We start from the raw sequence: 22,658 nt of genomic DNA, 5'->3' as shown, positions 1-22,658 counted from the left end.
GGGAACTCTCGGGGAACATCCTGCCTGGTCATCTCGGTGATTCGGGGGTCAGTCCCAGGTCACCCCCCAGTTCCTAGCCCTTCACGCAGATGAGCTGGCGGAGGTGCGCCACGACCTCGACCAGGTCGGACTGCGCCTCGATCACCGTCTCCAGGTCCTTGTAGGCGCCCGGGATCTCGTCGATGACGCCGCTGTCCTTGCGGCACTCGACGCCGCGGGTCTGCGCGACGAGGTCGTCCACGGTGAAGTTCTTGCGCGCCTTGTTGCGGCTCATCCTGCGGCCCGCGCCGTGCGAGGCCGAGTTGTAGGCGGTCTCGTTGCCGAGGCCCCGCACGATGTAGGTGCCGGTCGCCATGGACCCCGGGATGATGCCGAGGTCGCCGGCGCCCGCGCGGATGGCGCCCTTGCGGGTGACGAGCAGTTCGGTGCCGCCGTACTCCTCCTCCGCCACGTAGTTGTGGTGGCAGGAGATGATCTGGTTCCAGCGGCAGCGCCCGTCCCCGAACCGCTTGGTCACGACGTTCTGTGCGAGCGCCATCATGACGGCGCGGTTGCGGCGCGCGTACTCCTGCGCCCAGAACAGGTCGTGGCGGTAGGCGTCCATCTTCACGGTGCCGGTGAGGAACACGGCGAGGTCGTTGTCCGGCAGGTCCTGGTTGTGCGGCAGCTTGCGGGCGGCCTCGATGTGCTGCTCGGCCAGTTCGTTGCCGATGTTGCGCGACCCCGAGTGCAGGACGAGCCAGATCGCGCCTTCGTCGTCGGCGCACAGCTCCAGGAAGTGGTTGCCGCCGCCGAGCGTGCCCATCTGGGTGCGGGCGCGGCCGAGGCGGGACCGCACCGCCGGGTGCAGGTCGTCGAACGCCTTCCAGAAGTCGTACCAGCCGCGCTCCTTCAGGTTCGGGAGCCCGTCCGGGTCGACGGCCTGCCGGTGCGAGCCGCGGCCGACCGGGATCGCCTTCTCCAGCCGGCCGCGCAGGCCGGACAGGTCGTCGGGCATGTCCTCGACGGTGAGCGACGACTTCGCGGCGGTCATCCCGCAGCCGATGTCGACGCCGACGGCCGCCGGGGACACCGCGTCCTTCATCGCGATGACGGAGCCGACGGTGGCGCCCTTGCCGTAGTGGACGTCGGGCATCACCGCGAGGCCCTCCACCCACGGCAGGGCGGAGACGTTGCGGAGCTGGTCGAGGGCCTGGTCCTCGACGGTGGCGGGGTCGGTCCACATCCGGATGGGAACGCGGCCGCCCTTGATGGTCTGGTACGGCATGCCTTCTCCTTGATCGACGGGATCCGAACCGTGATCTATGACGCCAGAGTCACCGGCCGCGTTCAACCGGTTTTCGCCCGGGGTCAGGAGCGGCGCCGTTCGGTGAGGCCGAGCCGGTCCAGGTGGCGCAGCAGGGCGACGGCGACGTGGCGGCTGGTCGACAGGGCGCTCCCGGCCTGCCCGGGCGTGAACGGCTGCGGCAGGGCGGACAGGATGCGCAGCGCCTCCCGGTCGGCGCCCGGCAGCAGGACGATGTCGGTCCCGTCGCGGTCGCCGGCCCCGCCGTCGCCGCCGATCCGCAGGACGGCGCCCGCGCGTTCGGCGTCGGCGAGGTTCCCGCCGGTGAGGCCCAGTTCCGCGAGACGGTCGGCGGCGGGCGCCGAGAACGGGGCGTCCGCGAGGTCGGCCCGGAGACGCTCCACGGCGTCCGCCCAGGGCGGCGGCGGTGCGGCCGCGATCGCGGCGGGGGGCATGGGCTGCACGTCCGGCTGCGGGGCGGGCGCGGCGGCGGGGGCGGGGCCGTAGACGCGTCCGGCGTCCACGCGCAGCGGCGGCCGGACGAGCGCGGTGACGAGCCGGCGGGCCGGGAGGCCGAGGCGCAGCCGGACGGTCTCCAGCGGGATCCCCGGGGCGTGCGGGCTCTCGGCCGCGTGCCGCGACGTCTCCTCGGTGAGGCGCTCGAACAGCGAGTCCCAGTGCGCGGGGTCGGCGACCCATTCGCCGTTCAGCGCGACGGCGTCCGGCGGCGGCGCGCAGCCCATGACGGACAGCTCGGACAGTCGGAGCACGCCGTGCCGGCGCAGGACGATCGTGCCGTCCGGCCGGTCGGGCCAAGACGCCAGCTCCCGCGCGCGGGCGGGGCCCGCGTCGCGCCGCACCAGGGTCGGCGGTCGGACGTCCAGGACGCTCACCCCGGCGATCGAGCGGCGCGCCGGGTCGCGCAGGATCCCGGTGTCGCCGAGGTGCAGGGCGACCCGCGTGTTGAGGGTCAGGCGGGCGGTGTCGGGGCCGAGGGGCCGCAGCCGGACCGGGACGGCGGCCGACCCGATGTGCAGGGTCATCCGCCGCGCGAGCCGGCCGGACGCCTCACCGAAGCGGGTGCGGACGTCGATGCAGGTGGTGTGGGTCCAGGCGCCGGCGGCGACCAGGGCCATGCCGCCGTCCACGCGTCCCGCCTCGCGCAGGGTCAGCACGATCCGCGACACGCCCCCGACGGATTGGCACGGCTCGCCGGCGCAGCCGATCGTCCGGACGCGGACGCGTTCGCCGGCGGGCATGAGCAGCAGCTCGTCCCCGACGGCGATCGTCCCGGCGGCGAGGGTGCCGGTGACGACGGTCTGGCGTCCGGCGGTGAAGGCGTGGTCGATCCACAGCCGCACCGGGGCGGCGGGGTCGGGGACGGGGAGGCGGGCGGCGAGCCGGTCCAGGGCGGCGGCCAGTTCGCGGGTCCCGGCGCCGGTGACGGTGCTGACGGCGACCGCCTCGGCGCCGCGCAGCGCGGTGCCGGCGAGCCGCTCGCGGACCTGGCGCAGCGCGAGCTTCGGGTCGGCGGCGTCCGCCTTGGTGACGGCGATGACCCCGAACCGGGCGCCGAGCGCGCCGAGGGCCTCCAGGTGCTCCCGCGTCTGCGGCATCCACCCCTCGTCGGCGGCGACGGCCAGCAGGACGGCGGAGGCGGGAGCGGCGCCGGCGAGCATGGACGGGACGGCGTGCTCGTCCCCGGGTGCGTCCACGAACGCCACGCGGCGTCCCGAGGGCAGCTCCGTCCACGCCCCCGGCTCCTCGGGCTCCTTGCCGGTGAGGGCGCGCACGAGCGCCGACTTGCCGTGCCCACCGTGGCCGGCGGTGGTGACGACATGCATCAGCGTTCCTCCCGGGGAGGGACGCGGAAGGCCGCGCGGCGAGGGGCCGGGCGGGGGAGAACATCGCGGGGGTGGTGCAGACGAAGGTCCACGGAAGGCAACCCTATGGACGCGGGAGCCCGGCGCAAAACCAGATCCCGCACACACCGCGGCCTGGAATATCTCTCTAACCTCACGTAAACCACAAACGACAAGAAATCGTCAGCGGTTCAGATCCGGCCGGACCCGGCATGGCCGGACGGCGCCGCCACCCGGGAACCCGCGCCGGCCGCACCCGCGCCGGCGGTGTCGGTGGTTTCGGCGGGGTCGGCGGGGTCGGCGGGGTCGGCGTCGGAGTGGGACTCGAAGTCGTCCACCATCCGGTTCACGAGCCCGGCCAGCCGCTCGCGCTCGGCGGGCGACCAGGCCGCGAGGGCCCCGGAGATCCAGTGCCGCCCGGACGCGCGGATGGACTCCACGGCCTCCAGCCCGGAGCCGCTCAGCCTGACCCGCTGGCACCGCCGGTCGTCGGGGTCGGGCACCCGCTCGACGTACCCGGCGCGCTCCAGCCGCTGCACCTGCCGGGTGACGTGCGGAGCCTCGACGGCCAGCCGGACCGCCAGCTCCCCCGGCCGCATGGGGCCCTCGTTCTCGGCGAGGGCGCGCAGCAGCGGCACGGCGGCGCGGTCGACCGGGACGCCCGCCGCGACGACGGTGCGGTCGTGCTGCCTGAACCTGGTCAGCATGTGCGCGACCCGGCTGAGCGCCCGCTCGATCTCCACGATGTCCGGCGGCACCGGTGATGACATGCCACCCACCCTACCGCTCTACACTTACTTAACTTAAGTAACAAGATCGCCGATCGGCCGGCTCCCCCGGCGACCGGCCGATGGAGGTTCGATGACCGGCGCCCCGACCACGGCGCGCGAGACGGCCGGGCGCCCGGCACCCGATCCCGGGCGCACCGGCCGCACCCTGCTCGCGCTGGCGTTCGCCGGGATGGCCGTGGCGGTGCAGCAGACCCTGGTGCTGCCGATGCTGCCGCAGCTCATGGACCGCTTCGACGCACCGATCACCGACGTGACGTGGGTGTTCACCGCGTCCCTGCTGGCCGGCGCGGTCGCCACCCCGCTGCTGACCCGGTTCGGCGACATGTACGGCAAGAAGCGGATGATCGTGCTCGCCCTCGCCCTGCTGCTGGCCGGGTCGGTGGTCTGCGCGCTGTCCGGCTCGCTAGTCGTCCTGATCGCCGGACGCGCGCTGCAGGGCGTCTCGGCCTCGATGATCCCGCTGGCCATCGGCATGATCCGCGACACGTTCCCGCGCGAGCGGGTCACCACCGCGATCGGCGTCGTCAGCGCCACCATGGGGGCCGGCGGCAGCGCCGGCATGATCGTGACCGGGCTGATCGCCACCCGCACCGACAGCCACCGCCCGGTGTTCTGGATCGCCGGCGCGATGGCCGCCGCCGGGCTGGTGCTGGTCGGTACCGCCGCCCGCGACGTCGGCGTCCGCGCGGGCGGGCGGCCCGACTACCCGGGCGTGGCCGTCCTCGCCGCCTGGCTGATCTGCCTGCTGCTCGGCATCAGCGAGGGCAACGCGTGGGGCTGGACGTCCGGCGGCGTCCTCGGCCTGTTCGGCGCCGCCGCCGTGCTGTGCGCCGTCTGGGTCGTGATCGAACTGCGGGTCCGCGCGCCGCTGGTGCGGCTGAACCTGCTCGTCGGCCCGCGGTCGCTGTCGGCCAACATCGCATCGGCCCTGCTCGGCTTCTCGATGTTCGCCGCGTTCACGCTCATCGCGGGATTCGTGCAGGCGAGGCCGGACGCGGTCGGGTACGGGCTGGGCGGCTCGGTCCTGGACGTCGGCCTCTACATGCTGCCGAGCACGGTCACGATGCTGGTCTTCTCCTTCATGGCCGGGCGGATCGCCGCCCGGATCGGCCCCGCGTTCACGCTCGCCATCGGGTCGGCCTTCGCGGGCCTGTGCTACGCGTGGCTGGCGGTGTCGAACTCGCACGTGTACGACATGCTCGCGTTCAGCTCCATCCAGGGGATCGGGTTCGGCATCGCCTACGCGGCGCTCGGCACGCTCGCCATCCAGCACGTCCCGATGGACCAGAGCGGCATCGCCAGCGGAATCAACTCGCTCGTCCGGACCACGGGCGGCAGCATCGCCGGCGCGGTCACCGCGTCGGTCCTGGCCGGGCAGGTCATGGCCGGCACCGACGTGCCCTCCCTCGCCGCGTACGAGCTGTGCTTCTGGGTCGTCGCCGCGGGCTCCGTCGTGGCCGCGATCGTCGCCCTCGTCCACGGCTTCCGCCACCACGATTAGACCGCCGCCCGGCGCGGTTCCCCCGCTTTGTCCGGTGCGTACCGGGCGCACGCCGGGTGCGCGCGCGGCGGAGGCCCGGCGGCGCGGGCCCTTGACGAACGGCACCCGCGCCATGCCCTATAGGGGTGCGGCCCAAAATCGCCGAGCGGGCCGGAGACAGCCGGGCCAGGACACGCAACCGGGAGACGACATGGGCGCCTACGCGGCCGCGTACGAACGCAGCATCGCCGATCCGACCCGATTCTGGGGTCTGGCGGCGCGGGACGTGCGCTGGCTCGTCCCGCCCGACCGGGTGCTGGACGACGGGGCGCCGCCGTTCTACCGCTGGTTCACAGGCGGGGAGCTCAACACCTGCGACAACGCGCTGGACCGGCACGTCGAGGAGGGACGCGGCGACCAGGCCGCGCTGATCTACGACAGCCCCGCCACCGGAACCGTCCGGACCTACACCTACGGCGAGCTGACCGGCCTCGTCGCCCGGTTCGCGGGCGCGCTGCGGGCGCAGGGCGTCGACCGCGGCGACCGCGTGGTCATCTACCTGCCGATGGTGCCCGAGGCGGTCGTGGCGATGCTGGCGTGCGCACGGCTCGGCGCGGTCCACTCGGTCGTCTTCGGCGGATTCGCGGCGCGTGAGCTGGCCGTCCGCATCGACGACGCCCGCCCCAAGGCGGTCGTGTCGGCGTCCTGCGGCATCGAGGCGGGCCGGGTCGTCCCCTACAAGCCGCTGCTGGACCGGGCGCTCGACCTGGCGAAGCACAAGGTCGAGCGGTGCGTGATCCGGCAGCGTGAGCAGCTGCACGCCGACCTCGTCCGGCCGCGGGACGTGGAGTGGGACGAGGCCGTCGCGGCCGCCGAGCCCGCCGAGTGCGTGCCCGTCGCCGCCACCGACCCGCTCTACATCCTGTACACGTCGGGCACGACCGGGCGGCCGAAGGGCGTCGTCCGCGACAACGGCGGGCACGCGGTGGCGCTGCGCTGGTCGATGGAGAACGTGTTCGGCGTCGGGCCCGGCGACGTGTTCTGGGCCGCGTCCGACGTGGGCTGGGTCGTCGGGCACTCCTACATCGTGTACGCGCCGCTGCTCACCGGCTGCACGACCGTCCTGTACGAGGGCAAGCCCGTGGGGACGCCGGACGCGGGCGCGTTCTGGCGGGTCGCGGCGCAGCACCGGGTCAAGGCGCTGTTCGCCGCGCCGACCGCGATCCGGGCCGTCAAGAAGGAGGACCCGGAGGGCGCGCTGCTCGCCGGGCACGACCTGTCGGCGCTGGACACGCTGTTCCTCGCCGGGGAGCGCCTCGACCCCGACACCCACCGGTGGGCGTCGCGCGTCCTCGACCGGCCCGTCATCGACCACTGGTGGCAGACCGAGACGGGCTGGCCGATCGTGGCGAACCTGCGCGGGCTGGAGCCGATGCCGGTCAAGCCGGGATCCCCGTCGGTGCCCGTCCCCGGGTACGACGTGCGGGTCCTCGGCCCGGACGGGTCGCCCGTCCCGCCGGGCGCCGACGGCGACATCGCGATCCGGCTGCCGCTGCCGCCCGGCACGCTGCCCACGCTGTGGCAGGACGACGAGCGGTTCGTCGAGTCGTACCTGACCCGGTTCCCCGGGCACTATCTGACCGGCGACGGCGGGCACGTCGACGAGGACGGCTACGTGTGGGTGATGGGCCGCACCGACGACGTGATCAACGTGGCCGGGCACCGGCTGTCCACCGGGACGATGGAGGAGGTCATCGCCTCCCATCCCGCGGTCGCCGAGTGCGCGGTCATCGGCGTCCAGGACTCCCTCAAGGGGCAGGTCCCGCGCGGGCTGGTCGTGCTCAAGAGCGGCGTCCTGGCCGAGCCGGACGAACTGGGCCCGGAACTGGTCCGGATGGTGCGCGACCAGGTCGGGCCCGTCGCCTCCTTCAAGGAGATCACGGTCGTCCCGGCGCTGCCGAAGACCCGCTCCGGCAAGATCCTTCGGGGGGTGATGCGGGGCATCGCCGATGGGCAGGAGGTCTCGGTCCCGTCCACGATCGAGGATCCGGACGTCCTGGAGACCCTGCGTCCGGTCCTGCGGAAGGCGCCGTAGGCGCTCTACCGGTGGGTGCGCTCGGGCCAGAACGCCGCCACGAGGAAGACGCCGACCACGGCCAGGACGATCTGGAGGATCGTCGCCCAGAGGCTCCAGCCGTCGCCCGCCAGGCCGAACAGCTGGGCCAGGCCCGTCCCGGCGAACGCCGCGACGATGCCGGCGCCGATGGTCAGCCAGATCGGCATGCTCTCCCTGCCCGGGGCGAGCAGCCGTCCCAGCGCCCCGATGACGGCGCCCAGGACGACGGCCGCGGCGAGCCCGGCGATGGTCATGGCCGCCCCTCACCCCCTCCGGCCCCGGTGGCGACCCGGTCACCGCAGTCCCCTACCCGCGTCGTGATCGGCGACACGGGGGCGGGCCGGCGCGTGAGACCCGGCATCGGCGCGGGGGCGGTGTCAGCGCACGACGAGCGTGTGGCGTCCCCGGGCGACCAGCTCGCCGATGACGGGGGCGCCGGGGATCTCGCCGGCGATCAGGAGGCCGCCGGAGGTCTGCGCGTCGGCCAGCAGCAGCCGCTCCTCCTCGGCGATCCGGCGGAAGTCGGCGTGCGGGGACACCCACGACAGGTTCCGCCGCGTGCCGCCGGGGACGAAGCCGTCCCGCACGGCTTCCCGCGCGCCGTCCAGGTACGGCACGGCGGAGGCGTTCACGACCGCCGTGACGCCGCTCGCCCGCGCCAGCTTGTAGAGGTGGCCGAGCAGCCCGAAGCCGGTGACGTCGGTGGCACCGGTGACGCCGCGTTCGAGTGCCGCGAGCCCGGCCTCCGCGTTGAGCCTCGTCATGGTCTCGACCGCCTGCGGGAACACCACCCCGGTCACCTTGTGGCGGGCGTTGAGGACCCCGATGCCGAGCGGCTTGGTCAGCGACAGCGGGAGGCCGGGACGCGCGGCGCCCAGCCGCAGCAGCCGGTCCGGGTCGGCGACGCCGGTCACGGCCAGGCCGTACTTGGGCTCGGGGTCGTCGACGCTGTGCCCGCCGGCGATCGCGCAGCCCGCGAGCGCCGCCACGTCCCGTCCGCCGCGGAGCACCTCGCGGGCGAGCTCGGCGGGCAGCGCGTCGCGGGGCCAGCCGAGCAGGTTGAGGGCCATCAGCGGCTCGCCGCCGACCGCGTACACGTCGGACAGCGCGTTGGCGGCGGCGATGCGGCCCCAGTCGTAGGCGTCGTCCACGACGGGGGTGGAGAAGTCGGCGGTGGACACCACGGCCCGGCCGCCCTCGATCCGCAGGACCGCCGCGTCGTCGCCGTCCGCGCCGCCCACCAGGAGGTCGTCGCCGCCGCCGGTGAGGCCGGTCACGACCCATTCCAGCTCCGCCGGGGGGATCTTGGACGCGCAGCCGCCGCCGTGCGCGTACTGCGTGAGGCGGGCGACGGGTGCGAGGCGGGTCACTGGAAGATTTAACGCACAACCATCTCAAATGATCAAGAAACGGACAGTACGGGTCCGGTCACCGAGGGCCCGGATCGCGGTCCGACCAGTCCGGAAAACCCGGAAACCCTTGTCCGAACGACGTTCGGCATGGTGCGATTCAACCCTAGCAAGTCATCACTTACTTCCAAGGGGCGACATGGGGATCCAGGAACAACCGGCCGAGCGGAGCTCGTCGTTCGGACGGCGGCGGGCGGGGGCCGGAGGACGGTCGGCCGAACTCGACCGGGCCCTCGCAGGGCAGACGATCTGCACCGGCCTCGCCGAGACCGCCGAGCGGCACGGCGACCTGCCCGCCTACTCCGAACGCGTCGACGGCGAATGGAAGACGCTCACATGGGCCGCCACCCGGGCCCGGGCGCTGGAGACCGCCGCCGGCTTCGCCGCCCTCGGCCTGGAGCCGGGCGACGTGGTCGCCCTGATGATGCCGAACCGCACCGAGCACGTCCTGGCCGACCTCGGCGCCGTCCACGCCGGCGGCACGCCCACCACCGTGTACGCGACCCTCGCGCCCGACCAGATCGCGTTCGTCGCCGGCGACTGCTCCGCCAGGTACGCCGTCCTCAACGGCAGGGACCAGCTCGACCGCTGGCTCCCGGTGCTCGACCGCCTCCCCGGCCTCCGCAAGATCATCGTCGTGGAGGCGGCCGACTGCCCGGCCGGCGACCGCTACCTCACCTGGGACGCCCTCACCGAACTCGGCCGCACGGAACTCGCCGCCGACCCCGCCGCCGTCGACCGCCGCTGGCGGGCCGTCAAGCCCGGCGACACCGTCACGCTCCTGTACACCTCCGGCACGACGGGCGACCCCAAGGGCGTCCTGATCACGCACTCGATGGCGCTGCACGAGGCCGCCATGGTGAAGCGCAGCTCGGTGCTGCCCGACCACCCGTCCGGCATCTCCTACCTGCCGTTCGCCCACATCGCCGACCGCGTCCTCAGCTACTACCTGCCGGTCGGGCTCGCCTCCCACGTCCACTTCTGCCCCGACCCCGCCCAGCTCACCACCATCCTCGGCGAGGTCCGCCCGCACTCCTTCTTCGGCGTCCCCCGCGTCTGGGAGAAGATCATGGCCGGCATCCAGGCCGTCCTCTCGGCCGAGCGGGACGAGTCCAGGAAGCGGGCCGTCGCCGCAGCCCTCGACGCCGGCCGCGCCTACGTGACGGCCCAGGAGTTCGGCAACACGCTCACGCCCGAGATCACCGCGGCCTTCGAGAAGGCGAACGAGGCGGTCCTCACCCCCATGCGCGCCATGCTCGGCCTCGACCGCGTCCTCCAGGCGTCCAGCGCCGCCGCCCCCCTGCCCGTCGAGGTCGCCCGCTTCTTCGCCGGCCTCGGCCTGAAAATCTTCGACGCCTACGGGATGACGGAGACGACCGGCGCGGTCACCGCCAACCTCGCCGACTCCTTCAAGCTCGGCACGGTCGGCCGCCCCTTCGACGGCGTCGAACTGAAACTCGCCGACGACGGCGAGATCCTCGTCCGCGGCGCCACCTGCACCCCCGGCTACCTGCGACGCCCCGAGGCGACCGCCGACCTCGTCGACTCCGGCGGCTGGGTCCACACCGGCGACATCGGCCGCCTCGACCCCGACGGCTTCCTCACCGTCGTCGACCGCAAGAAGGAACTCATCATCACCGCAGGCGGCGAGAACATCGCCCCCTCCATGATCGAGAACCACCTCAAGGAGCACCCGCTCGTCGGCCAGGCCCTCGCCTTCGGCGACGGCCGCCCCTACGTCGTCGCCCTCATCACCCTCGACGGCGAGGTCGCCCCCGTCTGGGCCGCCGCCCACGGCATCGACACCGCCGACCTCGCCGCCCTCGCCGACAACCCCCTCGTCCTCGACGAGGTCGCCAAGGCCGTCGAGGACGCCAACACCCGCCTCGCCCGCGTCCAGCAGGTCAAGAAGTGGCGCCTGCTGCCCGCCGAGTGGACCGCCGAGAGCGAGGAGCTCACCCCGACCCTCAAACTCAAGCGCCGGGTCGTCCACTCCAAGTACTCCACGGCCATCGACGACCTCTACACCGGCTAAGATCACCGGCGGAGGCGTGTGAGCGCCTGGTGGCCTCCCCGGCCTTCAAAGCCGATGGTCCCGAGGATCTCGGGACGGCGGGTTCGATTCCCGTACGCCTCCGCCACCGGCCGGTTCACCGGCCGCGGCCGGTGCGGCCGGTGCGGCGGGCGGCCGTGGCCGCTCCGGCGGAGGCCGCCAGTGTCAGCAGGACGCCGAGGTTGAGAGACCGGGGCACGCGGGTCACCGTGGAGCCGTCCGCCCATCGGCAGGTCGCCTGGGGCAGGAGCGCTCTGCGGTCCATGTCGACGAAGTCCGGCCCCTGGGAGGCCGGCACGTCGGACGTGTCGTAGCGCCACTGGTTGCAGGAGTGGTAGTCGTTCTCCCACGGGATGAGGAAGGCCAGGCCGGCCAGGTAGAGGCTCGCGGCGGCCATCACGAGCGCGGTCGCGGCACGGCGCCACTTGACACTGGACGGGCGGGCCTCGGGCGTCCTCGTCCTCATGGCGACTCCATCCGCTGAGGGGCGCTGGGCGCTCATGATCGCGTGTGTCGGCCCGGTGCTCAACCCGCCGGTCAGCGTGAGGCATGAGGCGTCGCAACGGTCGATCCCTGACTCGGCTCACGATTCGGGCTGGTTCCTGGCCATTCCACCTGGCGAACCTTCGCGTCCGCCGTGCGCCTACCGCTCCCGGACGGCGTAGGTCAGGTGCGTCACCCTCGGGGAGGGCTCCGCGCGGACCGGCTCCAGGGCCACGCGGCCCGCGTCCACGCCCTCGAACAGGCGGATTCCGGAGCCGAACAGCACGGGTGAGAGCGCGATCGAGAACTCGTCGATCAGGCCGGCGTTCACGTACTCCAGGATCGTCGCGCCGCCGCCCGCGATGCGGACGTCGCGGTCGCCGGCGGCCGCGCGGGCCTGGTCGAGCGCGGGCTCGATGCCGTCGTTGACGAAGTGGAAGGTGGTCCCGCCCGGCCGCTCCCAGGGGTCACGCTTCTCGTGGGTCACGACGAAGACCGGCGTGTGGAACGGCGCCTCCTCCGGCCACGCCCGCTCGCCGGCGTCGAACATGCGCTTGCCCATGACGCTCGCGCCGGTGCGCTCGAACGTCTCCCGCACGATGTCGTTGTCGCGCCCCTCCTCGCCGCCCTCGCCGAGCTTCAGGTTCTCCCGGAGGAACCGCTGCGGGAAAATCCACTGCTGCAGTTCCATCCACTGCTGCCCCATCAAGTCCTCGAGGGACTCGGGCGCGATGAAACCGTCCAGCGACATCGACACGCTGAAGAACACCTTCCCGGCCATCAGCCCTCGGCTCCCTTCCGAACGATCTCGGTGACGTGGGCAGCCAGCTTGCTCAGGGTCTGCCGGCCGCCCTCGATCGCGTGGTACTTCTCGACCGCCTCGTCGCGCAGTTCCTTGGTGGGGAACACCGTGCGCATCTCGATCCGGGTCGCCGCACCGTCCGGCGCGAAGGTCAGGACCGACTCGAAGGCGTTCGGGTCGCCGCGGGACTCACCGTGCAGCAGCGCGATCCGCTCCGGCGGTGCGATCCGCAGCCAGCGGATCCATTCGGCGTAGTCGGTCCCGTCCGGTCCGTGCATCACGAAGTCCCACTCCCCGCCCTCGCGGAACTCGAAGGACCGCGTGGTCGTGGTGAACCCCTCCGGTCCCCACCACCGCGACAGGTGCCGGACCTCGGTGAACGCCTCGAACACCAGCTCCCGCGGTGCGTCGATGACCCGGGAGATCACGATCTCCCGGTCGGCCGTCGCCGGCTCCGCCCGCGCTTCCTGCCCTGCCCCTGCCATCGGTCATTCCTCCTGTCGTGTCTGCTTGAGGTCCTGCACGTAGGCGTCCAGCCGGTCGAAGCTCTCGCTCCAGAACCGCTCGAACCCGCCGGTCCACTCGTGGACCGGCCGCAGCCCGCGGGCGTCAAGGCCGTACAGGCGCAGCTTGCCCGCCTTGCGGTCCCGCACCAGCCCGACCTCCCGGAGCACCCGCAGGTGTTTGGACGCCCCCGGCTGGGTCATCCCCAGCTCCCGGGCCAACTCGGTCACCGGCCGCTCACCCGCCCGCAGCACCATCAGGATCTCCCGGCGCTGCGGCTCGGCGATCGCGTTGAAGACGTCCGACGTCGTCGCTGCTCGTGCCATGGCCGCCATCATATGCCGATATCGGCATGCGTCAACCCGGAGGAATCGGGCGGGTCTGTCAGATGACGATCGTGACCCTTGTCACCTGACTCGGCTCAGGCTGTTGCGCACCTCGTCAGTTGATCTGTGCCAGCGCGTCGCGTAGGTCAGGCGGCAGCGGGGTCTTCGGCGGCCAGGGTGTGGGTGCCGGCCCTGATCTGTACCGTGCGGTAGCGCCGCGCGGGGCGCACGAAACGCCAGATGTGGCGGGCGCCCGAGGGGTCGCCCGGCCCGGGTCGGCTACTGCGCCTCCTTCATGGTGAAGTTCACCTGGTCTCCGTCGACGGAGGTGACGGTGACGATCATCGGGTAGGGGCGGCCCGTGGCGTCATGGACCGTGCATTCGAGCGTGGCGCCGACCTCGCCCGTGAGGTCCTCCGGGCAGTCGCTGGTGGCCGGGCCGATGCCCGCGTCGTCGAACGGCGGGCTGAACTTGGCGTTGAGCTGCTCCTCCACCTGGTCGGCGGAGACGGTCCCGCTCACCTCGCAGCCGGCGGTGGCGAGAACGAGGCCGCCGAGCAGTGCGGGCAGGACCAGGAACTTGCGCATCGGTGTCTTACCCCCGTGTGTCTGCGGCGTCCCCCCGGGAGACGCCTTGGTGCGTTCCAATGCTCGGTCTCCGGGAGCCCGGGAGCCAGGGGGCCCGGTCCCGAGGAGCAGAGGACACGAAACGGGACGCACCGGTGCGAACTTGTCTGTTACCGGTGAGTTTCCGGGGTACCGTCACGCCTATGGGGCGGATCACCGTGCGCAGGTCCGTGCTCCGGCTGAGCACCTCCGGGTCGCGGGGACGCAGGCCCGACACGCTGGCGGTGGAGGAGCCGCTGGAGATCCGCGTCGCGGGCAAGCCGCTCACGATCACGATGCGGACGCCCGGGCACGACTTCGATCTCGTCGCGGGTTTCCTGGCGGCCGAGGGCGTGATCGGCGGCGCCGGTGATCTGGCGACGATGCGCTACTGCGCCGACACCGAGGAGCAGAACACCCTGGACGTCGCGCTCGCCCCCGGGGTTCCGGCGCCGGACGATTCCATGACCAGGGCGTTCACGACGACGAGTGCGTGCGGGGTGTGCGGGAAGTCGAGCATCCAGGCGCTGCGCGCCGACCGGCCGTACGAGGTGCGCGAAGATCCGGTACGGCTCACACCGGATGTGCTGGCGGCGCTTCCGGAGCGGCTGCGGCAGGCGCAGCGGGTCTTCGACCGGACGGGCGGGCTGCATGCGGCCGGGTTGTTCGATGCCGGCGGTGAGCCGCTCGCGGTGCGGGAGGACGTCGGGCGGCACAACGCGGTCGACAAGGTGATCGGGTGGGCGCTGCGCCAGGGGCGGCTGCCGCTGGCGGGAACGGTCCTGATGGTGAGCGGGCGCGCGTCGTTCGAGCTGACGCAGAAGGCGATGACGGCGGGCGTGCCGGTGCTGGCGGCGGTGTCGGCGCCGTCGTCGCTGGCGGTGGATCTGGCCGAGGACGCCGGGATGACGCTCATCGGGTTCCTGCGCGGCGAGACCATGAACGTTTACGCGGGAGCGGAGCGTCTCGCCCTGTGAGGGTCCCGAGTTATCACCCCGGACCGAAAACCAAGCGGTAACTTGTTGGCTGCGCCCCAAGAAACAACCGGGCCCTCTGGAGTTGACTCGGCCCCCAATGGATACGCGCGCGTTCTGCTTACGCGGCGCGACGATGCGTGGAAGCGAGGACCCGAATGACGAGGCCCCTGACAGGCGGCGGACCGGCGTCCGGGATCGACGAGCGCCATCCTCCGATCAAGCCTCGGCGCGTGTCCTTCGACTGGTCGGATACGCCGCTGCACTGGGTCCCCGGTGATCCCGTCGCCACCCACATCATCAACTCGTTCCACATCGTCCTGCCCGAGGGCGAGAAGTGGTTCATCCAGTGCGTGAAGGACGCCCGTCCCTACATCAAGGACGAGCGGCTCCTGGAGGAGATCAAGGGGTTCATCGGGCAGGAGATGGTGCACGCCCGTTCCCACCAGGGCGTCCTCGACCAGATCCTGGAGTCCAACGGGATCGACGTCTCCAGGATCACGGACGCGGCGGCCAAGGGAAACGCGGAGCGGCCCGCGCAGATGGCCGCGCTGAAGAAGAGGAACCCGCGGGCCTGGCGGCGGAGGCTGCGGTTCGAGCTGGCCGCGGTCGCCTCGATCGAGCACTACACCGCCGTCCTCGGCCAGTGGATCATGGACAACGACCGGTTCGAGAAGGCCGGGGTCGACCCGACCATGCTGGACCTGCTGCGCTGGCACGGCGCCGAGGAGGTCGAGCACCGGTCGGTGGTGTTCGACGTGTACAAGGCCGTCGGCGGCGGCTACGTCACCCGGGTCGCCGCGTGGGTGGTGTCGCTGTTCTTCCTGTACTGGGCGCTGATCGGCGGGTCTCTGTACCTGCTCGGGCAGGACCCGACGATCAAGAAGCGGGTGACGCCGCTGCGCGTCTACCGGTCGTACCGGCGGTCGGTCCGGCTGGGCCACGTGCCCGGCATCTTCAAGCTGCTGCTCGGCGAGGCGCCGGTCTACCTCAAGCCGAACCACCACCCGTCGAAGGTGTGCTCGACGCCGCGGGCGCTGGACTACCTGATGCAGTCCCCCGCCGCGCGGGCCGCGGGCTACGACCCGTACTAGACCCGCCTCCCGCCGAGGGCCCGTACCGCCGCGCCGTACGGGTCCTCGGCCATGTCGTGGCGGGCGTCACGCCGCGTCCCCCCTTGACCGGGGGACGATTCGGCGATTTATTAACACCGTGTCCAATAAAGTCGCGCTCGCCCGCGTTCACGATCCGGCGGAGCTCGAGCGATTCCGTGACGTCCAGCGCCTGTGCTACCGGTGCGCCGACGAGGTCGCCGCCACGCTGGAGCCGGGCGTGACCGAACGCGAGGCCTGCCGGCGCATGCGCGGGTGGCTGCGCGAACGCGGCGTCGACGACTGGCTGCACACCCCGTTCGCGTGGTTCGGCGACCGGTCGGCGTTCCGCGGGTTCAAGGTGCCGACGCAGTTCCTCCCGAGCCGGACGCGGCTGGAGGAGGGCATGCCGTTCATCCTCGACATGGCGCCGGTGCGGGACGGCTACTCCGCCGACATCGGGTACGGCGGCGTCCTCGGCGCGAACCGGATCTGGGAGCGCCTGGACGCCGACCTCGCCTCCTACAGGACGCTCATCCTCGATCTGGTCCGCGAGCGCCGCACGTTCGCCGACATCTACGCCGAGGTCGACGCGCTCATCGACCGGCAGGGCCACGAGAGCAGGCACCGCAAATATCCCGGACGGGTCATCGGCCACCAGGTCGGCGTCATCGGCGGAATCCTCCCCAAGCGCGTGGGATTCCCGTTCGGTGTACGGTTCCTCCAGACCATCGGCCGCGAACTGGTCAAGGAGCGACTGGAGGGGCGCTCCCCGCTCTGGAACGGGGCCGCGCAGTCGCAGCATCCCCCGACGCCGGGCCTGTGGGCGGTGGAACCGCACATCGGGTTCCGCGGCGTCGGCGTGAAGTTCGAAGAGATCCTCGTGGTCACCGAGGACGACGCGTACTGGCTGGACGACGACCTGCCCCATGTACGGCGGTGGGCACGACGGGAGACGACGACATGACACCCCCGGCTTCACCCGTCACCCGGCGGAGAGTCCGCGGCGACGGCGTCGATCTGGCCGTCTACGAACAGGGCGACCGGTCGCGCCCGACCGTCCTCCTCGTCCACGGCTACCCCGACACCCACGCGGTCTGGGACGAGATCGCCGAGCGGCTCGCCGGGCTGTTCCACGTCGTCCGCTACGACGTGCGCGGCGCCGGAGCGTCGTCCCGGCCGTTCGGGCGCAAGCGCTACACGTTCGAGTACCTGATGGCCGACATGCAGGCCGTGCTCGACGCCACCGCACCCGACCGCAAGGTGCATCTGGTCGGACACGACTGGGGCTCGATCCAGTCGTGGGAGGCGGCGTGCACGATGCCGGACCGCTTCGCCTCCTTCACCTCCATCTCCGGGCCGTGCCTGGACCACGTCGCGCACTGGGTGCGCCGCAACCTGGCCCGCCCGACGCCGTCCAGCCTGAAGCGGGCGGCCGGGCAGGCCGCCCGGTCCTGGTACATCTACTTCTTCCAGACGCCGCTGCTGCCGGAGCTGATGTGGCGGGCCGGGCTGTCCGCGGTGTTCACCCGCGCCCTGAAGCTGGGCGAGGGCGTCCCCGCCCGCCCCGGGCATCCGGCCAGGACGATGGCGCGCGACGGCGCTTCCGGGGTCGGCCTGTACCGCGCGAACATGGTCCGGCGGCTGCGCAGGCCGCGCGACCGGCGGACGGACGTGCCGACGCAGGTCATCGTCCCCACCAAGGACCTGTTCGTCTCGCCGCATCTGGTGGGCGGGCTCGCGGGGCGCGTCCCGAACCTGTCGCTCCGGCCCATCGCGGCAGGCCACTGGGTGACGCGCAGCCACCCGGACGTCATCGCCCGCTGGATCACCGAGCACATCACCGGTGTCCAGGGCGGACCGCTCACCGCCGCCGAGTCGCGCGCCCTCCGGCGTGCCAAGGTCAGGGGAGATCGGCTCCCGTTCGACGGTTCCCTCATGGTCGTCACCGGCGCCGGCAGCGGGATCGGCCGTTCGACCGCGCTGGCCTTCGCCGAGCGGGGCGCCGAGGTCGTCGCGGCCGACATCGACCTGGCCGCCGCCCAGCGGACCGCGGAACTCGCGGGTCTGCTGGGCCCGGAGGGCCATGCCTTCCAGGTGGACGTGTCCGACCCCGCCGCGATGGAGGACTTCGCCAAGTCGGTCATGCACGAGCACGGGGTACCGGACGTCGTCGTCAACAACGCCGGGATCGGCATGGCCGGGTCGTTCTTCGACCACTCCACCGAGGACTGGAGGGCGATCCTGGACGTCAACCTGTGGGGCGTCATCCACGGCTCACGGCTCTTCGCCGCGCAGATGGTGGAACGCGGGGAGGGCGGCCACATCGTCAACACGTCCTCTGCCGCCGCGTTCACGCCGTCCCGCGCACTGCCCGCCTACGCCACCAGCAAGGCGGCCGTGCTGATGCTGTCGGAATGCCTGCGCGCCGAACTGAAGGGCAAGGGCATCGGCGTCAGCGCCATCTGCCCGGGCATCGTCAACACCGGGATCACCCGGACGTCCCGCTTCGTCGGCCTGGGCAACGACGAGGAGGCGCGCAGCCGGGAGCGGGTCGCGCGGGCCTACGCACGACGCAACTTCGGCCCGGACGGGGTGGCGAAGCGGATCGTCGCCGCCGTCCAGAACGACCGGGCCGTCGTCCCGGTCACGCCGGAGGCGCGCCTGGGCTACGTGACGTCCCGCGTGTCCCCGCGTTTCATGCGGCTCCTGGCCCGCCTCGACCTGGGCTGAACACCGGCGTTGGCTGAACACGGGCGTTGGCTGAACACGGGCGCCCCGGGTACCCGTAGGGTGATCACTCACCGGGGAGGCGGTACCACATGGCGGACGCCGTGGTCGTCGGCGCGGGACCCAACGGGCTCGTCGCCGCCAACATGCTGGCCGACGCCGGCTGGGACGTGGAGGTCCTCGAAGCGCAGCCGGAGCCGGGCGGGGCGGTCCGCAGCGACCGGGGCGTCGACCCCGGCTACGTCAGCGACCTGTGCAGCGCGTTCTACCCGCTCGGCGTCGCGTCCCCGGCGATGCGCGCCCTGGACCTCGAACGGCACGGGCTGCGCTGGCGGCACGCGCCCGCCGTCCTCGCGCATCCGCTGCCGGACGGACGCTGCGCCGTCCTCGAACGCGACGCGGACGCGACGGCCGCCGGCCTCGAAGCGCTCGGCGAGGGCGACGGCGAGGCTTGGCTGCGGCTCTGCGGGCTGTGGGACGAGATGGGGGAGGACGTCCTCCAAGCCCTGTTCACGCCGTTCCCGCCCGTCCGTGCCGCGCTTCCGCTGGCCGCGTCGGCGCGGCGCGCCGGGGGGCTCCGCGTCCTGCGCTCCCTGCTGGCGCCCGCGCGGACGTTCGGCGAGCGGGAGTTCACCGGACCCGGCGGCCCGCTGCTGCTCACCGGGTCGGCGCTGCACACCGACATGCTGCCCGAGACGACCGGCGGTTCGGTGTTCGGCTGGCTCCTCGCCATGATCGGGCAGCGGTACGGCTGGCCGGTGCCCGAGGGCGGCGCGGGCGAGCTGACGGCGGCGCTCGTGCGGCGGCTGGAGTCCCGGGGCGGACGCGTCCGCTGCGACACCCCCGTCGCGTCGGTGATCGTCCGCGAGGGCCGGGCGCTGGGCGTCCGCACCGCGTCCGGTGAGCCGGTGCGCGCCGCCAAGGCCGTGCTGGCGGACGTGTCCGCTCCCCTCCTCTACGGCGGCCTGGTCGGCTGGTCCGACCTTCCCGCCTCGCTCCGCGCGGACATGCGGCACTTCGACTGGGACCACGCCACCTTCAAGGTCGACTGGGCCCTGTCGGGCCCCATCCCCTGGGCGTCCCCGGGCGCGGCGCGGGCCGGAACCGTCCACCTCTCCCCCGGCATGGACGCGCTGAGCGACTACAGTGCGCAGCTCGCCACCGGCCGCGTCCCGTCAGAGCCGTTCGCGCTGCTCGGCCAGATGACGACCGCGGACCCGTCCCGCTCCCCCGCCGGAACCGAGTCGGTCTGGGCGTACACCCACGTGCCCCACCGGGTGAAGGCCGACGCCGGACCCGACGGCATCACGGGAGTCTGGGACGAACGCGAGCAGACCGCCATGGCCGCCCGCATGGAGGACGTCCTGGAACGTCTCGCGCCGGGTTTCCGCTCCCGGATCACCGGCCGCCGCGTCACGGCGCCGCCCGCGTTCCAGGAGCACAACGCCAACCTGCCGAACGGCGCCCTCAACGGCGGCACCGCGATGCTCCACCAGCAGCTGGTGTTCCGCCCCGTCCCCGGCCTCGGCCGCGCCGAGACCCCGGTCGCCGGCCTCTACCTGGCCTCCGCGTCCGCCCACCCGGGCGGCGGCGTGCACGGCGCCTGCGGAGCCAACGCCGCCCGGGCCGCCCTCGCCCACGCCTCCCCGGCGGGCCGCCTGCTGACGCCCGCCCTCAACGCGCTGACCCGGCTCCTCGCCCCCTAGCCGGCGTCGAGGCTGTGCCCGAGGTCGGCGAGGCCGCTGGTCCGGGTGTCGACCAGCCGGTACCCGCGGGTGAGGACCTGGGCGGGCAGGCCGACCGGTCGACCCCGAACGGGCGCGCGACGACCCGCCCGCCGCCGGGGTCCACGACGAGGCCGAGGTCGCGGTGCCGGTACACGCCGAGGTCGCGGCCGTCCAGCGACGCCACCACGTTGCGGGCGGCGGTGCGGGCCTGCCGGGTGGCGTGCTGCGCGGTGGGCCCGCACCCCGCCCCGTTCCCGCGCTCGAGATCGGGGACGGCGGCGGCGTCGCCGAGCGCGAACACGTCGGGGTGGCCGGCGAGCCGCAGGTCCGCGCCGACGACGAGCCGTCCCTTGTCCATGGGGGGCCGTCGGCCGTGTTCGGGGAGGGGTTTACCGCCGCGGGGTTTTCCCAGAGCCCGGAACATGCGACCTTGGCAGAACAAGCCCGGCGACCGGCCCCCGCCCCCGGCGGCCGTCGTCCCACGGGCCCCGAACCGGTACCGGAGCGTGAGGCATGCGGATTCGCGACATCCTGCGGCGGAAGGGAGACACGGTGGCCACGGTGCGGCCCGAGGCCACCGTGCGGCAGCTGCTCGCCGTCCTGGCGGAGCACAACATCGGGGCGGTGGTGGTCTCATCGGACGGCGCGTCGATCGCCGGCATCGCCTCCGAGCGCGACGTCGTGCGGTCCCTGCACGAGCGCGGCGCCGCGCTGCTCGACCGTCCCGTCTCCGACATCATGACCGCGGAGGTGCGCAGCTGCGGCCCCGCCGACAAGGTGGAGGACCTGCGCCGCGCCATGACCGAGCACCGCTTCCGGCACGTTCCCGTCATCGAGGACGGGCGGCTCGTCGGGATCGTCAGCATCGGCGACGTGGTCAAGAGCGCCATCGACGAACTGGAAAGCGAACGCGAACACCTCGTCGGCTACATCCAGCGGGCTCCGTAGGGTTCCGGCGCCTTCGCGGGATCAGACGTAGGCGGGGAGCGGGCGGGCGGCCGGGGCCGACTCGACCTCGCGGTAGGCGAGGGCCAGGCGTTCCACGGCCAGGCGCAGCGTGTCCGGCGGCAGCACGTACGGCAGCCGGACATAGTCCTCCAGCACCCCGTCCACGCCGAACACCGGGCCGGCGACGACCCGGACGCCGAGCCGCTCGGCGGCCTCGGCGAGCGCCGTGGCGACCGGTGCGCCGATCCGCGCCCACAGCGACATGCCTCCGGCGGGCAGCCGGAACTCCCAGCCGGGCAGCAGCTCGCGCAGCGCCCCGGCGAGCGCGTCACGGCCGCGCAACAGGCTCTCCGCCCGCTCGGCGCGGACCTCGTCCACCCGCAGCAGCAGCTCTCGGACGATCAGCTGGTCGAGCACCGGGCTGGCCATGTCGTACGGTTCACGGGCCAGCACCAGGCGCCGGGCCAGCGGCGCGGTGGTGCGGATCCAGCCGATCCGCAGGCCGCCCCACATCAGCTTGGACGCCGAGCCGATGGTGACGACGCGGCCGCCGGAGTCGTAGGACGCCAGCGGCGCCTCGCGCGGCGCGGCGGGATCGTGCGCGAGGTCGGCGAACGTCTCGTCGGCGACGAGGAACGCGTCGGCGCGGCGGCCGGCGTCGACGAGAGCGGCCCGGTCGGCGGAGGCCATCAGCAGCCCGGTCGGGTTGTGGAAGTCGGGGATCGTGTACGCCATCCGGACGGCGGCCTGCCGCATCGCACCCGCGGCGAGCTCGACGTCCCAGCCCTCGTTGACGCCGACGGGGACGAGCCGGGCTCCGCGGCGGCGCAGCGCCTCGAGCGCGTGCGGGTAGGTGGGGCGCTCGACCATGACGGCGTCACCGGCCTCGACGAGGGCCTGTGACAGCAGCGTGAACGCGTGCTGCGCGCCGGTGGTGACGACGATCTGGTCGGGCCGGGTGGGGACGCCGCGCGCCGTGTACCCGTCCGCGACGACCTGCCGCAGGCCCGGCAGCCCGGCGGGCTCGTAGCCGGGGCCGGAGCTGTAGCGGGGCAGCTCGTCGACGGCGGCGGCGACGGCCTCGCCGAAGATCGCCGGGGCGCCGGGGGTGGCGCAGCCGAGGTCGATGAACGTCGCGTCGTCGGGGACCGGGTGCGCCTTGCCGAAGCGGCCGCCGGCCGGCGTGCTCCGCGGCTCGGCCGACGACATCCGTATCGGGGGCAGCACCGTCCAGCTTCCCGCGCCCTGGCGGCTCTCGATGTAGCCCTCGCCGCGGAGCCGGTCGTAGGCGGCGGTCACGGTGGTGCGGCTGACGCCGAGCGCGGCGGCCAGGTCGCGTTCGGCGGGCAGCCGGGTCCGCAGCGCGAGCCGCCCGTCCAGGACGAGGGCGCGCACCGACCGGGCCAGCGCCGCGTAGACGGGGCGTTCGCGCGACATGTCCCCCAGCAGCCGGGCCAGGTGCGGTCCGCTC

General features: G+C 73.2%; 21 protein-coding genes and 1 tRNA gene. 10 read left to right on the top strand and 12 right to left on the bottom strand.

What is annotated here, in order from left to right:
• Window positions 1-73: 73 nt before the first annotated feature.
• The 3 genes from ACTWPP_RS35410 to ACTWPP_RS35400 all read right to left on the bottom strand — a co-directional run bounded on the left by ACTWPP_RS35410 (window position 74) and on the right by ACTWPP_RS35400 (window position 3,917).
• Window positions 74-1,267 (bottom strand): RtcB family protein, encoded by a 1,194-nt coding sequence (locus tag ACTWPP_RS35410; RefSeq protein WP_443108768.1) that lies wholly within the window; start codon window positions 1,265-1,267, stop codon window positions 74-76.
• An 83-nt stretch (window positions 1,268-1,350) separates the two neighbouring features.
• Window positions 1,351-3,129 carry a SelB domain-containing protein gene (locus tag ACTWPP_RS35405; protein WP_443108767.1) on the bottom strand — a complete coding sequence of 593 codons (1,779 nt, stop codon included), beginning with the start codon at window positions 3,127-3,129 and terminating at the stop codon, window positions 1,351-1,353.
• A 209-nt stretch (window positions 3,130-3,338) separates the two neighbouring features.
• The gene (locus ACTWPP_RS35400) at window positions 3,339-3,917 is read right to left on the bottom strand and encodes a MarR family winged helix-turn-helix transcriptional regulator (RefSeq protein WP_443108766.1); all 579 of its coding nucleotides are present in this window, start codon (window positions 3,915-3,917) and stop codon (window positions 3,339-3,341) included.
• Window positions 3,918-4,008: 91 nt separating this feature from the next.
• Here ACTWPP_RS35400 and ACTWPP_RS35395 point away from each other — a divergent pair, with 91 nt between their 5' ends.
• Together ACTWPP_RS35395 and ACTWPP_RS35390 are read left to right on the top strand one after the other, a co-directional pair.
• A complete protein-coding gene (locus ACTWPP_RS35395) occupies window positions 4,009-5,439 on the top strand; it encodes an MFS transporter (RefSeq protein WP_443108765.1) in 1,431 nt (476 codons plus the stop codon).
• 190 nt (window positions 5,440-5,629) lie between these two features.
• Entirely contained in the window at window positions 5,630-7,513 is a 1,884-nt protein-coding gene (locus ACTWPP_RS35390) for a propionyl-CoA synthetase (protein WP_443108764.1), read from the top strand.
• A 5-nt stretch (window positions 7,514-7,518) separates the two neighbouring features.
• Here the strand turns inward: ACTWPP_RS35390 and ACTWPP_RS35385 are convergent, their stop codons facing one another.
• Window positions 7,519-7,788 (bottom strand): GlsB/YeaQ/YmgE family stress response membrane protein, encoded by a 270-nt coding sequence (locus tag ACTWPP_RS35385; RefSeq protein ID WP_443108763.1) that lies wholly within the window; start codon window positions 7,786-7,788, stop codon window positions 7,519-7,521.
• A gap of 123 nt (window positions 7,789-7,911) precedes the next feature.
• Window positions 7,912-8,904, bottom strand: a complete 993-nt coding sequence (gene selD, locus ACTWPP_RS35380) for a selenide, water dikinase SelD (RefSeq protein WP_443108762.1) — start codon at window positions 8,902-8,904, stop codon at window positions 7,912-7,914.
• 178 nt (window positions 8,905-9,082) lie between these two features.
• Here selD and ACTWPP_RS35375 point away from each other — a divergent pair, with 178 nt between their 5' ends.
• Both ACTWPP_RS35375 and ACTWPP_RS35370 read left to right on the top strand, forming a co-directional pair.
• Window positions 9,083-10,978 carry an AMP-dependent synthetase/ligase gene (locus tag ACTWPP_RS35375; protein ID WP_443108761.1) on the top strand — a complete coding sequence of 632 codons (1,896 nt, stop codon included), beginning with the start codon at window positions 9,083-9,085 and terminating at the stop codon, window positions 10,976-10,978.
• Between the two features lie 10 nt (window positions 10,979-10,988).
• A tRNA-Sec gene (locus ACTWPP_RS35370) sits at window positions 10,989-11,084 on the top strand.
• Window positions 11,085-11,093: 9 nt separating this feature from the next.
• Here the strand turns inward: ACTWPP_RS35370 and ACTWPP_RS35365 are convergent.
• From ACTWPP_RS35365 to ACTWPP_RS35345, 5 genes are all read right to left on the bottom strand, one after another.
• Window positions 11,094-11,462 carry a hypothetical protein gene (locus tag ACTWPP_RS35365; protein ID WP_443108760.1) on the bottom strand — a complete coding sequence of 123 codons (369 nt, stop codon included), beginning with the start codon at window positions 11,460-11,462 and terminating at the stop codon, window positions 11,094-11,096.
• A gap of 177 nt (window positions 11,463-11,639) precedes the next feature.
• Window positions 11,640-12,260 carry a dihydrofolate reductase family protein gene (locus ACTWPP_RS35360; protein WP_443108759.1) on the bottom strand — a complete coding sequence of 207 codons (621 nt, stop codon included), beginning with the start codon at window positions 12,258-12,260 and terminating at the stop codon, window positions 11,640-11,642.
• The gene (locus ACTWPP_RS35355; protein ID WP_443108758.1) at window positions 12,260-12,766 is read right to left on the bottom strand and encodes an SRPBCC family protein; all 507 of its coding nucleotides are present in this window, start codon (window positions 12,764-12,766) and stop codon (window positions 12,260-12,262) included. The genes ACTWPP_RS35360 and ACTWPP_RS35355 overlap by 1 nt, the downstream gene beginning before the upstream one ends.
• A 3-nt stretch (window positions 12,767-12,769) precedes the next feature.
• Window positions 12,770-13,111: an ArsR/SmtB family transcription factor gene (locus ACTWPP_RS35350; protein WP_443108757.1), complete on the bottom strand. Its 342-nt coding sequence runs from the start codon at window positions 13,109-13,111 to the stop codon at window positions 12,770-12,772.
• Between the two features lie 279 nt (window positions 13,112-13,390).
• Window positions 13,391-13,699 carry a DUF4333 domain-containing protein gene (locus ACTWPP_RS35345; protein ID WP_443108756.1) on the bottom strand — a complete coding sequence of 103 codons (309 nt, stop codon included), beginning with the start codon at window positions 13,697-13,699 and terminating at the stop codon, window positions 13,391-13,393.
• A 182-nt stretch (window positions 13,700-13,881) separates the two neighbouring features.
• On the opposite strand from ACTWPP_RS35345, the gene fdhD reads away from it, so the two are divergent.
• The 5 genes from fdhD to ACTWPP_RS35320 all read left to right on the top strand — a co-directional run bounded on the left by fdhD (window position 13,882) and on the right by ACTWPP_RS35320 (window position 20,218).
• A complete protein-coding gene (fdhD, locus tag ACTWPP_RS35340; protein WP_443108755.1) occupies window positions 13,882-14,694 on the top strand; it encodes a formate dehydrogenase accessory sulfurtransferase FdhD in 813 nt (270 codons plus the stop codon).
• A 155-nt stretch (window positions 14,695-14,849) separates the two neighbouring features.
• The gene (locus ACTWPP_RS35335; RefSeq protein WP_443108754.1) at window positions 14,850-15,785 is read left to right on the top strand and encodes a metal-dependent hydrolase; all 936 of its coding nucleotides are present in this window, start codon (window positions 14,850-14,852) and stop codon (window positions 15,783-15,785) included.
• 118 nt (window positions 15,786-15,903) lie between these two features.
• Window positions 15,904-16,749, top strand: a complete 846-nt coding sequence (locus tag ACTWPP_RS35330; protein ID WP_443108753.1) for a M24 family metallopeptidase — start codon at window positions 15,904-15,906, stop codon at window positions 16,747-16,749.
• A complete protein-coding gene (locus ACTWPP_RS35325) occupies window positions 16,746-18,515 on the top strand; it encodes an SDR family oxidoreductase (protein ID WP_443108752.1) in 1,770 nt (589 codons plus the stop codon). Before ACTWPP_RS35330 ends, ACTWPP_RS35325 begins: the two co-directional genes overlap by 4 nt.
• 89 nt (window positions 18,516-18,604) lie before the next feature.
• Window positions 18,605-20,218 carry a phytoene desaturase family protein gene (locus ACTWPP_RS35320; RefSeq protein WP_443108751.1) on the top strand — a complete coding sequence of 538 codons (1,614 nt, stop codon included), beginning with the start codon at window positions 18,605-18,607 and terminating at the stop codon, window positions 20,216-20,218.
• On the opposite strand, the gene ACTWPP_RS35315 is transcribed toward ACTWPP_RS35320, so the two are convergent.
• On the bottom strand, window positions 20,187-20,597 hold the full coding sequence (locus tag ACTWPP_RS35315; protein WP_443108750.1) for a hypothetical protein: 411 nt from the start codon (window positions 20,595-20,597) through the stop codon (window positions 20,187-20,189). The genes ACTWPP_RS35320 and ACTWPP_RS35315 overlap by 32 nt on opposite strands.
• A gap of 155 nt (window positions 20,598-20,752) precedes the next feature.
• On the opposite strand from ACTWPP_RS35315, the gene ACTWPP_RS35310 reads away from it, so the two are divergent.
• The gene (locus ACTWPP_RS35310; RefSeq protein ID WP_443108749.1) at window positions 20,753-21,187 is read left to right on the top strand and encodes a CBS domain-containing protein; all 435 of its coding nucleotides are present in this window, start codon (window positions 20,753-20,755) and stop codon (window positions 21,185-21,187) included.
• 21 nt (window positions 21,188-21,208) lie between these two features.
• Here ACTWPP_RS35310 and yczR read toward each other — a convergent pair whose 3' ends face one another.
• On the bottom strand, window positions 21,209-22,624 hold the full coding sequence (gene yczR, locus ACTWPP_RS35305; protein WP_443108831.1) for a MocR-like transcription factor YczR: 1,416 nt from the start codon (window positions 22,622-22,624) through the stop codon (window positions 21,209-21,211).
• Window positions 22,625-22,658: the final 34 nt, after the last annotated feature.

Source organism: Actinomadura sp. 3N407, from assembly GCF_052245875.1.
Classification (GTDB): Bacteria; Actinomycetota; Actinomycetes; order Streptosporangiales; family Streptosporangiaceae; genus Spirillospora.
Note: the sequence above shows the minus strand (reverse complement) of the source record. Positions and strands in the feature narration are given on the sequence as shown.

Coding starts and splice junctions, on each gene's coding strand:
- ACTWPP_RS35360 (WP_443108759.1), bottom strand. CDS start 12,260: ATGGCCGGGAAGGTGTTCTTCAGCGTGTCGATGTCGCTGGACGGTTTC.
- yczR (WP_443108831.1), bottom strand. CDS start 22,624: ATGTCGCGCGAACGCCCCGTCTACGCGGCGCTGGCCCGGTCGGTGCGC.
- ACTWPP_RS35350 (WP_443108757.1), bottom strand. CDS start 13,111: ATGGCACGAGCAGCGACGACGTCGGACGTCTTCAACGCGATCGCCGAG.
- ACTWPP_RS35400 (WP_443108766.1), bottom strand. CDS start 3,917: ATGTCATCACCGGTGCCGCCGGACATCGTGGAGATCGAGCGGGCGCTC.
- ACTWPP_RS35390 (WP_443108764.1), top strand. CDS start 5,630: ATGGGCGCCTACGCGGCCGCGTACGAACGCAGCATCGCCGATCCGACC.
- ACTWPP_RS35310 (WP_443108749.1), top strand. CDS start 20,753: ATGCGGATTCGCGACATCCTGCGGCGGAAGGGAGACACGGTGGCCACG.
- ACTWPP_RS35355 (WP_443108758.1), bottom strand. CDS start 12,766: ATGGCAGGGGCAGGGCAGGAAGCGCGGGCGGAGCCGGCGACGGCCGAC.
- ACTWPP_RS35405 (WP_443108767.1), bottom strand. CDS start 3,129: ATGCATGTCGTCACCACCGCCGGCCACGGTGGGCACGGCAAGTCGGCG.
- ACTWPP_RS35325 (WP_443108752.1), top strand. CDS start 16,746: ATGACACCCCCGGCTTCACCCGTCACCCGGCGGAGAGTCCGCGGCGAC.
- ACTWPP_RS35395 (WP_443108765.1), top strand. CDS start 4,009: ATGACCGGCGCCCCGACCACGGCGCGCGAGACGGCCGGGCGCCCGGCA.
- ACTWPP_RS35385 (WP_443108763.1), bottom strand. CDS start 7,788: ATGACCATCGCCGGGCTCGCCGCGGCCGTCGTCCTGGGCGCCGTCATC.
- ACTWPP_RS35335 (WP_443108754.1), top strand. CDS start 14,850: ATGACGAGGCCCCTGACAGGCGGCGGACCGGCGTCCGGGATCGACGAG.
- ACTWPP_RS35315 (WP_443108750.1), bottom strand. CDS start 20,597: ATGGACAAGGGACGGCTCGTCGTCGGCGCGGACCTGCGGCTCGCCGGC.
- ACTWPP_RS35410 (WP_443108768.1), bottom strand. CDS start 1,267: ATGCCGTACCAGACCATCAAGGGCGGCCGCGTTCCCATCCGGATGTGG.
- fdhD (WP_443108755.1), top strand. CDS start 13,882: ATGGGGCGGATCACCGTGCGCAGGTCCGTGCTCCGGCTGAGCACCTCC.
- ACTWPP_RS35320 (WP_443108751.1), top strand. CDS start 18,605: ATGGCGGACGCCGTGGTCGTCGGCGCGGGACCCAACGGGCTCGTCGCC.
- ACTWPP_RS35365 (WP_443108760.1), bottom strand. CDS start 11,462: ATGAGGACGAGGACGCCCGAGGCCCGCCCGTCCAGTGTCAAGTGGCGC.
- ACTWPP_RS35345 (WP_443108756.1), bottom strand. CDS start 13,699: ATGCGCAAGTTCCTGGTCCTGCCCGCACTGCTCGGCGGCCTCGTTCTC.
- ACTWPP_RS35375 (WP_443108761.1), top strand. CDS start 9,083: ATGGGGATCCAGGAACAACCGGCCGAGCGGAGCTCGTCGTTCGGACGG.